A 10,843-nucleotide genomic window follows, 5' to 3' on the forward strand; every position below is an offset into this window, starting at 1 on the left:
AATGGTGTCTTAATTTTAAATAAACAATTCAGTAAATGACATAATAAAATTGTATAACCTGCCCCTACGATTAATAAAACTCCATATAGGTTAAACAACAAGAACATAAAGACCAAAATTGTAAACATATAGACGAAGCCTATCAAGACTTTATATATTATCCGTATTGCGGAATCTTCGAAAAGCCAAAATGAAAGCAACATATACATTATCATCAGTAAGAAGCCATCAAAGAAAATTATCCATGATTGATAAGGAATATTTATTAATTTTAACAGTACTGCTACAATAAATATACCTAACGGTATTAATTCAACAAGAAGCCTTTTCATTTATTGCGCTTTAACAGTAATTTCAATTCCGAGAAACAATTTCGCACCAAAGATATATTCGGTTTTGTCTGTAGTTGTATGATTAGGACTGTTTTCGTTTTTATACTCTCTAGTTGTAGTCGCTGTGCCATCGCCCGGTAAAGTCGCCCCAAATTTTGTATAACCAGTAGTACTCGTTACATTAATTTCGCTACCTGCTGTAACATTACTAACTGCTCCCGCCTCCAATGCCAGTGGTCCCGAGCTAACACCTATTTTATTTTCCATCTGCATAAAACCTGAATTTGTCCACTTTTTATCTTTGCTTTGATATTCCATTGAGCCGACCTTTGCGGACCCTTGATATTTCCCTTTTGTTAGAGATTCTTTAGATGTAACTAAATTTACAGATAACGCGGAAGCGTCAGCTGAAACCATTGGTGTTTTAACACCTATTTGCACTCCAAGGGTTAGTTTTCCTTCTACTGAAAAGGAATGTTGACTTACATATTTTTCTGTGGCTGCAACCGCCTTATTATATGAGTCTTTTAGTTTTTTCTTTATTGCACCGAAATCTGGCCACATCCCATCAGGGTCGGTAAAACGCATTGGATTGTCGAATGCATAGTTGTAACCGGAAAGTCGCCTATCCTTCTCGGCCAAAGGATCAATTACAGACCATCGTGCGATTACAGGATCATAGAACCGCGCGCCATAATCATATTGCCCTAACTCCTCCTGTAACTCTTTCTTGTTGTAAAGATATTCATTTTTAGGACTGGTTACTGTACCTCTTGATATTTCATATCCAAATGGTAAATAATCATCCTGCTGTAACACCGCTGCTGTACCTGTTTTGGTATCGAAAGTTACCCTAGTATTCCCCAGATTGTCACCCATGTAGTAGTAATAATCATACCCGCCGGAACTGATAGGTACAGCCTTGCCCACTTCTGTTTGGATAAAGCTAAGGGTTGAACTACTTGCACCGCTTGGCTGGTCATATTCAATACCGCTGATATAGTCAGTACTTCCGGTATTGGCACTTATCCTTCGCAATTTATTGCCTGCAGCATCATAGGTATAGGTAATGGTTCTGCCGCCTGTAATGTTTTGCGGCAGGTTAAGCAGGTTATACTGAATATTAATATTCGCTGCAGGAGTGCCGTCAGGCGGAGTAGGCATAACCGTCATATTCCCATTCGCGTCATATTGATATCCCGTATAATTTCCTGGCCTGTAACCGTGCGCACTGTTATCCGTGGCCAAATCATTGACACCCTGTATCTGGTTGGTAGTATTTCCGCTGCTATTAACATAATTATATATCAAATTATCAATCGGCGTCGTACTGTTATAAGTACGCTGCAGGCTCATAATATTACCTTCATAGTCATAACTGATCCCGCTCTCGTTATAATTATCGCTGGACGTGCCGCTTGTCAGCCTGTTTAGGTTATCATATAAGTAGTTAAAACTTTTAGCGGGTTGATTATAGGAAGTATAAATTTGATTGGCAATATTACCATTGTATTGAGCCGTAAAACCCGAAATATTATTGGGGTTCGTATTATACTGCAATTGCATCGAAAATAGTGGTGCCGTGTTACCAATGAGCCAGCCCCTTTCGTTATAGGTGTAAGCAATAGCCTGCAAAAAGCTCGCTCCATTATTCGTACTATGCAGGTGCTTGGTCATTATCTGACCTATTTCATTATAGTCAATTTGGGAAAGCAATACATTAGTCCCTCCGTTGATGCTTTCAAATGTTTGCGTTTTTCGCCCCATATGGTCATACACATAGCTGTTAACGATGGTGGCATTAATGGTTGAGCCTGTATTATTGGCGTTAACAGCATTATGCTGCCGGGTAGTACCAACTACTTCATTGGTAAAATCGTACGTGTTGGTAACAACATCGTAATTATATGGGCTCAAAACGCCTCCGAGATAATGTTGCGCATAGGTTTGCGTAGTCCTCCCCAGGTCATCATAATAATGAACCGTCCACAGCATATCAGGAGGGCTTGCCGGATTGCTTACTGTATTTAGTACTGCTGTCTTTGCAGCTGTCAACAACCCCCTGGTCATAGTACTGGCCCCCGCAGGAGTTACAACAGTTGTTGGCTGTCCCTGAAAAGTATAGTCGTCGTAATAGTTTACCACGAGAGGAATTTGATTGTTTCCCCATGGAAATGCCGTATCGGTATAACCTTGTATACCATTAGTGGTAGCGGGTACCTCCCATTGGCTAACTGTATCTGTCAGGGTGATCATATTGGTCACATAGTTCTGTAAGGGAACCCTCGAACTTGTATCTATCGTAATACCTGTCATTATTACCCGTCCTTGCCCGTCATACTTTGTAAATCCCCATTGACCAAGATTTTTCTGGTTGGCATCTCGCTTATATAACAATTGGTCAATTTGATCATATACCATTTCCTCCGCACCCTTTCCAGGTAATTGTTTGGTTATTAACCTATTTCGTCCATCATAACCATATTGATAGCATAAATTATTCAGCGTTGCCTGGTTACCGGCACTGGTTAAACCCGCATCGGGGTTCGCACCCGGCGGCAGCACAAAAGCAAGGTCGCCCAAATTATCGTAGACGTAGTAGGTACTTAGGATTTGAATACTGCCTGCGTAGTTATAGGTCCGTTTTAAAACGACGTGACCTTCTTTGTCTTTATACTCCTCTGTGGTATTTAATCGCGGATCGTTTATTGTATTAGGAGCAGTCTGCGTACTCATCCAATTCTCATTCTGAGACACGGTCACATACAATTGATTTTTACCGTAAGACCCCGGACATAACAGGATTCGATTACCGTTGGCATCTATGTTCACTGTGTAAAGCTTCGCCCAATAATTAATGCTGTCATTGCTGGCATAAATAATTTTTTCTGTATGGCCGGAAATTGTATTCGGCGTGGTCACTACTGTGCCTGTCAGTTGCCAAGCGTCACCAGGTGCTCCTTGTTCTATTGTTCGATTTAATGGAGATGGTTCAAACGCAGTCACCGACTGTGGGGTTGTAATTGTGCTCACGCCAGTTGGCGGAGCGGTATAAAAAGAAGGTTGATCCGTTAAGGCTGTCGCTTTATAACTTCCATCGCTTATCATGGCGCCGGTTAAGACATAGGGCAAATATTTGATAGACTCTCTGCCAAATTGGTCATAAGCAATTGGCTGAACAATATCGTTGCCCGCTGGTGACCCTTTTACCTGTACGGTTTGGATGGGACGCCCAAGCCCGTCGATGTATTGAACAGTTTGCATAAGCTGGCAAGTACCCTGGCCCGAAAGGCTGCTGGCATTTAGGTAACCACTCACTCTTGGTGTGGTGGTGAGAATGTAGTTTTGGTTAGCGCTAAAATTGGTATTCAGCGGGAAACAGCCACCGGTCTGTATATACAATTTTAAACTCTGACCTGAGGAAGCGATAAAACTAAAATTAGGGTTTAGTACGATACTGCTGCCGCTGTAATATGTCCCTGCTGCTGGCGTACCTGTCATAGGTGCAGTCACTAGGGTCTGTGCCTGCAAATTGCCTGCATAATATATTATCACAATTAAAGATGCACTTAAAAACTTTAACCGCTTTGGTAAATTTATTTTTTTAATAAACATTGATGATAGGTTTTAAGGTTGATGTTTATTGTCCCTGGTAGTGGTAATCGGTATGTTTAATAATATTGCCGTATTGATCTTTGATATTCATCAAGCGTAAAAAACTATCGTACTCGTAATAATTAATCTGGCTTTTAGCATTAATCATACTGGTTATACCAATTGGTGGATTATAGGTATATGATGTCATTTCTGTTCCCAAAGGATACAAACGCAATTCATCAATGGTGCCGCCCCCACTTAAGGTAATAGTAGTTTGCCCGGTAACCAGATATTCATAATAGGTCCATCCATTTAAGGTGAGGCCCATTTTTGGATACCCAGAAACGGTTCCCGCGATAGTTAAAGGCGTGCCAGTATTTGTCCAATATGAAACAACATAGGTTTTAGAGGCTGTTAGCCCTGATTTGCTTATTGTACCACCTGCTAAGGTACATGAGTAACTTCCAGTAATACCTACAGGATTTGCTTTAGCAGATGGATCTATAAGCCAGTTTCCAGACTGGTTGGGTTCAAAACTGCTATAGGCAATATCAACAATATTAGCATTATTCACTTCTGCTATTACGTAGGTATTGGTATAATCCCATATAATCGAAGAAGGCTTCATACCCCGATCAGATACCTGCTGAATATTCTTATTTGGCCCGTATTGATTAAAAATAACATCAGTAAATAATGGATTTCCATTATAAGAACGATCTAATTCGCTTCTTACCAATTGATTATTAATAATTGCATAATTAATCTTAACCTGTGAGGTTTCGACCTCATTATTGAGCTTGTGTTGCTCCAGAATATGATCATAAAAACTTGAATCAACCAACTGTTTATTAGTAAGATTATTAATGGTATCTGCATCATTGGGAAATTTGTTGTAAGTAGTTAAAATTTCACCTCTGCTATTGGTTATGCTATCTCTTACTAGTTGTCCTATATTATTATAAACATAGCCTTCTGTTGTAGTGATAATGCCGTTGCTATTATAATCTTTGGTTTGTTTACTGTTTAATAAATTCCAGGAAGATTTGATCGGGTAGAAATCAATCTCATATTTATTGGGCATGGTAGTGGGGTCATAATTATATTCCCCATTTATTGGTTCTTCAAATTTGTAACAAGGATCCGGACCAATGAAATTATTAAATATCTTGACTCCTGTAAAACTATTGCCCTTGGGATTTATTAATAGATTGTTATCACTATAAAAGCTGGTTATTTTTTTCAGGGTGTCACCGTTGGCTTTTAGAATATCCTCTTCGGCAACTAAACCATTTCTTAAATCGGGGACATTGGGATTATTAACCTTTGTTTGATCTGGCGTATTAAAATAATAATAAACATGTTTGCCATTGGTGGTATTGTTTGGACCTGTATTAATTTCTTCAACCCTTGAATATCCTACAGGGTTACCGCCAGCACTGTTAGAATAAGGAATAGCACTCTGAGAACTGACATACCAAACAGTTTGCAAGGCAGCAAAAGCTTGGAATGAAGACCCATCACCGGTTTGCAGATCTCCGGTTTGGAGCGAACTTAAAATATTTCTTGCATATAAAAAATTCAGATTCGACATAAGTTTTCCAGAAGATGTCCCATCTGTATTAATATATTTAAGTACCTTATTATTTATTAAAGCCCCTGTGTTATCATAATCCGTTATTGTCGATACACGTAAACCTCCGCCATATGATAATTGCGGAGCGTTTGTGGCTGGAGAGTAATAACTAAAAGTAGACAACACTACTGCCTGGGCACTTGCAGTGTTTTGGGGTCCTAAAGCGTCTGGTAACTCAACGGAAATGGTATAAGGTGTATTTGCAACTAAGTTAACAGGGTCATTCAGCCATGAAATTACGTCATTGCCTGCATCATAAGCCTGCTCGTTGGCATTTGTGGTTACCGTCCACTGTTTTACTATACTGGTTACACCATTTACCGTACTGGATAACGTTATAGTTGAGGGTTGAATTGCAGAAAATGAAGGTGCTGTCGGTGTTGGCCCTCCTTCTACATAATTATTAAATTGTACTGTTTGATTGGTAGCCAGCGTAAATGTTGCGGATTTGACATCCGTGCTGTTATTCTGATCTGAAACCCGGATAGTTGTTGAATTATTTGTTATAGCATTTACATCAGGATAGCTGTAGTTTGAGAAATCATTGGCTTGATACTTGAATGTAGTATAGCCTCCTGTTGGATATTTGACGGAGGTTAAAATACCGACCTTCATAAAATTGGTATCTACGGTTCGGTTTGCCCCCACAAAAGCGTTTAATGTTGCAGGAGGTACACTTTTATAATTGTTAAAATTGGAATAATAAAAATAATTTAAATTAGGAAGTAGCTTATTATTTATAACCCCATTATAGTAACCCCAGAAATCTCTTGAAAAGGATGCTTTAGAGGGAAATGCCACTGATGTGTTATAAGTAAATACATAGGGGGGATTATAAACAGGTAAACCTGCCGATGTATACCCGACTTCTTTAACCGAGTCAAGTTTTAAACGTGCTGTAGACGTTACAGGAAGAGATGCCGAAGTTGATGAATAATTAAGATAGGTGTACGACGTATCAGCAGAACTGTTAAAATAGCTATAGTTAAAATCGAAAGACTTTATCGTCTGCCCTGTCACAGTACTGACAATATCTACCGAATTTACTTGTTTCTGACTATATTGTGGTCCGCCTGGATTACCCCCTGAACTGATATCCTGTCTGCTACCAAGGTTAAAATTAACAGTTACATTATCAGTTTTAATTTGCGTTAATATCTGAGTCGTGTTTTCAGGGAAAGCAAAATGCTTTACCACACCATAATCATTAATTGCTATTGGCTGATATGAATAGGGATCGTGATAAGTCTCATTATAGGAAATTGACGAATATCCCCCAACAGCATACGAGAAATTGATTATTTTACCGTTACTTAATGTAATTTGGGTAAGTTTCCAGGTCTCTCCACCATAATTTGTAAAATTATCGGTATATGATGTCTCCTGAGATGCAAATAGATATTTGTCGCCATTTAATGTTTTTATTATCCATCCGCCCTGGTTGGTTGAAGCTGGCGTTTCAACAACTAGACTATCTTTTTTATCGATCAAAACAGGCAACCCGGTTTTGGGATTGATGTAAAATTTACCTGAAGTACCACCAGGGAGACTATATTGATAAATATCAGGCTGACCTTGCCCGGCAATTATCGCCCCTAATATTGGAGCCGAATCATTAGGACCGGAGAATACTGTGCCACTACCGTCACAAACCCACATGGAAGTACCTACTTCCATTGTCTGCGAATAGATTGTTCCAGGAACAGTAGTAGTATCATTTCTAGAAAATAAGTATTGATAGCCGGTAGCGTCAATAAATGGTAAATTATCTGCTGTTATATTGTCATCCTTACCATTTATTATTTTTATTATCGCTCCCTCTGGTTCCATACTCCAGCCCAAGCCCACCCATGTCGCCTCATCTTCCACCTTAATTCCTGAACCATGGTAGCTTAAATTGATTGGAATAGTTAAATCACCTTCTTTGATTGTATACAATGGGACCGAAATATTAGCAGTGCCCGTATAGTAGCCAATGGGAATATCTCCAAACCTACCTAACATTGCTGCTTCCGGTGAGGTTGGAACCGTTTTCTTGATATCAAATTCGATATAGTTTGCATTCGCGTCGGTTGTATTTTGGGCAAAACTTTTATCAACCAGTATCGTAAAAAAAGGTATTAGAAATAATAGGTATATATACCTTTTATGAATGTACAATTCCATGTGTAATGTATGTGAATTAATAATATGCAATCACTTTTATGACTCGATTATTGTGCCTTGTTTTGCACTACTTCGATTTATTTAATGATTTAGCAATGGCATTTAGCTGTTCCCTGAGCTGGTTTATTTGCGCTTGTTGTGCCTGATTAACCTGCTGCTCTTTTTTTATTTCGTTGTCTTTTTCTATCAGATATAGCGTCAATTCCTCTACTTTTTGTAATAGTTTTGTTTGATTCTCACCTACATTCAAACCATCTGTTTGCATTTGTTTGGCAGATTCAACTTCCGGCAGGTGATGATTTTTACCGACATATTTTGCGAGGTAGGTTAACGAATGTAGGTGATACGAAGGTTCAAACACAAAATCGGCGCCTGTGGTATTGACCACTACTCCATTACCTCTTATAGTGCCGTTAACATCCAGTAAATAAGAAGAATTACCTTGGGTGTTTTTACCAATAAGTACATTGCCACTGCCCATGATATACATAAGTTGTGTTTCAGGACCCGTGTTAGGATGATTATAAAATGCAAAACCGCCAGTAGTGCCGGCTCCCGGATTGGCAATAAAATCAGTTTCGCCAACGCCTGACGACCGGTTCCATCCGATCAGCATTTGACCACTATTGGATAAAAAGGCCAATGTATTTGCCGGATTGTTCGGATCTAGATTGCCGTAAGGGCCCGAACTCAATAATGTACCCATAAGATGCAAATTGGCCTGAGGGCTAGCAGTTCCTATTCCTACATAACCATCTGAACGGACTGCCAACCGAGCAAATCCTCCACTTTCTAACCTGGTGATATAAGATGCTGGATCGATTGAATTGGTCTTTACCAACAAACCTCCGGTATACGCGCCGGTTTGACTATTGGTAAATATGGCTGCATAGCCTCCGCTGTTATTTAACCAAGTAAAAGAGCTATTACCAATACCCAGACCATTTGCATCCCCCAAACTACCGCTATAAGTATTAGGAATATTACTTAGGGTACTTATTGGTACCGCCGTATTGATCCCCACGGATCCATTACCAATGTTAACGGATGCATTGGTATAGGGAACTGCCAATGAAAGGATCTGGTTTGAACTACTGCCGCTACCAACACCGTTAGCATAATAGGCCTTAATGCTTGCCATAGGCATAGAATTTCCATTCATGAAATTAAATCCCACAGTAGGATTGGTGGTTGCAGTGGTACTAATAGTTAAAGGGAAGGCTGCTGTAGAAGAAATATGTAATAAACTTACTGGAGATGTCGTACCCAGGCCGACAAATCCCGTATCGGGTAGGATATTCTGACCATAAGAAACCTGTAATAAAGCCATAATGCTTGTAATGATGAGTAGTAATTTTTTCACAATGATTTATTTAAGTGGTTGATAAGATATTAGTGTTATAGAAAATGGGGTTATTTTTATGATTCTTTTCTTCAGATTGATTTAACATCATGCTCTCCAAGTAATGACAATTGATAGCTATATTTTTTCAGGAGGAGAGAGTAAAACATTGGGCTTTCATTTCCATCAATAGAGATTTCAGGTGATGTCTATTTATTCAAAATATATTTGACAATTGTTAGCATCATAAATCTATTTGAAAAAGTTCAGGTAACTGTATGCTATTTGCTAGAGGCATAGTGGAAATTTGAGAACCAGTTGAAAGTCAATATAATAAGCGTGGGGAAACGTATGTAAGATTCTCATTTCTTGTGATAACGGATTTAATAAATAGTTATTAGGATTTTTTGCTAAGATATTGTACGGTCCACAATAATGCAAACGTATTTTTACGCATTTGTTAATTTGTAAATAACTGGGCGATTCCATGTACCTTCATAAAAACTTTTACAAAAAAAACACCTCTACTAAAGGTGTTTGAACAGTATCATTTAAAAAAGTGCTTAATAATTCGCACAATGAAGTTGCACAAGACTTGGCACAGAACAAGAACAATGAGTGGAGATTATGATGAATGAGACCACACCATTTCGGCGCAAGCTGACCCACTGTTTCGGGGCAAACTGACCAGGGCATTTCGGGGCAAACTGACCCACCAAAACGCGTAGCAAATTCTGTAGAAGCAACCATCTTTTGAGGGCAAAAGACCCGTTCTAAGATGGCCAATTTGACAATCAGCATGAGTAAGATTAGAAAGATTTTAAGGATGAACAGCCAGGGTCGCAGCACGCGATTTATAGCTGCCCAGATTGATTCATCCCGGAATACCGTAAGAAAGTACCTGGCCGTCCTTAAGAAGAGCGGCTTTACTTTTGACGAAGTTAATAACCTGAATGATAAGGAACTGGAAGACCTTTTCGGCAAGACCAGGGAAAACAACCAGCCAAGCAGCCGTATGCAATCCATGCTGCGCTGCTTCCCCCACGTCGATAAAGAGCTTAAAAAGACTGGTATGAACCGGCAGATCTTGTGGGAAGCCTATATCAAGGAGTTCCCCGAGGGCTATAAGTATACTCAGTTTTGCACGTATTACAACCAGTGGAAGACCAAGGTCAATCCGACCATGCACATGGATCATAAGGCCGGAGACAAACTGTACGTCGATTTTGCGGGTGAAAAGATGAGCTATACGGACAAGGAAACCGGTGAAGTCATTGAAGTAGAGGTCTTTGTAGCAATCCTTGGTGCCAGCCAGCTCACCTATGTAGAGGCTGTTATGAGCCAGCAAAAGGAAGACTTTATCGCGGCCTGTGAGAATACCCTGCACTTCATCGGGGGCGTTCCTGCCGCCATTGTGCCGGATAACCTGAAGGCGGCGGTAACCAAAAGCAGTCGCTATGAACCTACCCTGAACGAAACATTTGAAGACTTTGCCGATCATTATGGCACTACCATATTACCGGCGCGGGCGTACCGCCCACGCGACAAGGCATTGGTAGAAGGTGCGGTTAAGATCATTTATACCAAGGTATACGCCCCTTTAAACAAGCATATCTACCATTCTTTAACAGAACTCAATACAGCGATCTGGCAGGCCCTGGAAGCCCATAACAGCCAGTTGCTTAAAGGCCGCAATTACAGCAGGATACTACAGTTTGAAGAGATAGAGCGTGGGACCTTGTCACCGCTGCCTGTCCTGCGTTACCAGTT

The 10,843-nt window shown here is 39.9% G+C and carries 4 protein-coding genes; 1 reads left to right on the top strand and 3 read right to left on the bottom strand.

Annotated features, from left to right (window positions below):
- Positions 1–332 precede the first annotated feature (332 nt).
- The 3 genes from JN11_RS09175 to JN11_RS09185 all read right to left on the bottom strand — a co-directional run bounded on the left by JN11_RS09175 (position 333) and on the right by JN11_RS09185 (position 9,094).
- The gene (locus tag JN11_RS09175; protein ID WP_144911862.1) at positions 333–3,947 is read right to left on the bottom strand and encodes a DUF6443 domain-containing protein; all 3,615 of its coding nucleotides are present in this window, start codon (positions 3,945–3,947) and stop codon (positions 333–335) included.
- A gap of 25 nt (positions 3,948–3,972) precedes the next feature.
- On the bottom strand, positions 3,973–7,731 hold the full coding sequence (locus JN11_RS09180; protein WP_144911864.1) for a hypothetical protein: 3,759 nt from the start codon (positions 7,729–7,731) through the stop codon (positions 3,973–3,975).
- Between the two features lie 67 nt (positions 7,732–7,798).
- Positions 7,799–9,094, bottom strand: coding sequence for an autotransporter outer membrane beta-barrel domain-containing protein (locus JN11_RS09185; RefSeq protein WP_144911866.1), 1,296 nt, complete (start codon positions 9,092–9,094; stop codon positions 7,799–7,801).
- 778 nt (positions 9,095–9,872) lie between these two features.
- Between JN11_RS09185 and istA the strand changes: the two genes are divergently transcribed.
- Positions 9,873–10,843, top strand: a 971-nt coding sequence (gene istA, locus JN11_RS09190; protein WP_144911868.1) for an IS21 family transposase, incomplete at its 3' end; no start/stop codon positions are given.

The organism is Mucilaginibacter frigoritolerans, from assembly GCF_007830615.1.
Classification (GTDB): domain Bacteria; phylum Bacteroidota; class Bacteroidia; order Sphingobacteriales; family Sphingobacteriaceae; genus Mucilaginibacter; species Mucilaginibacter frigoritolerans.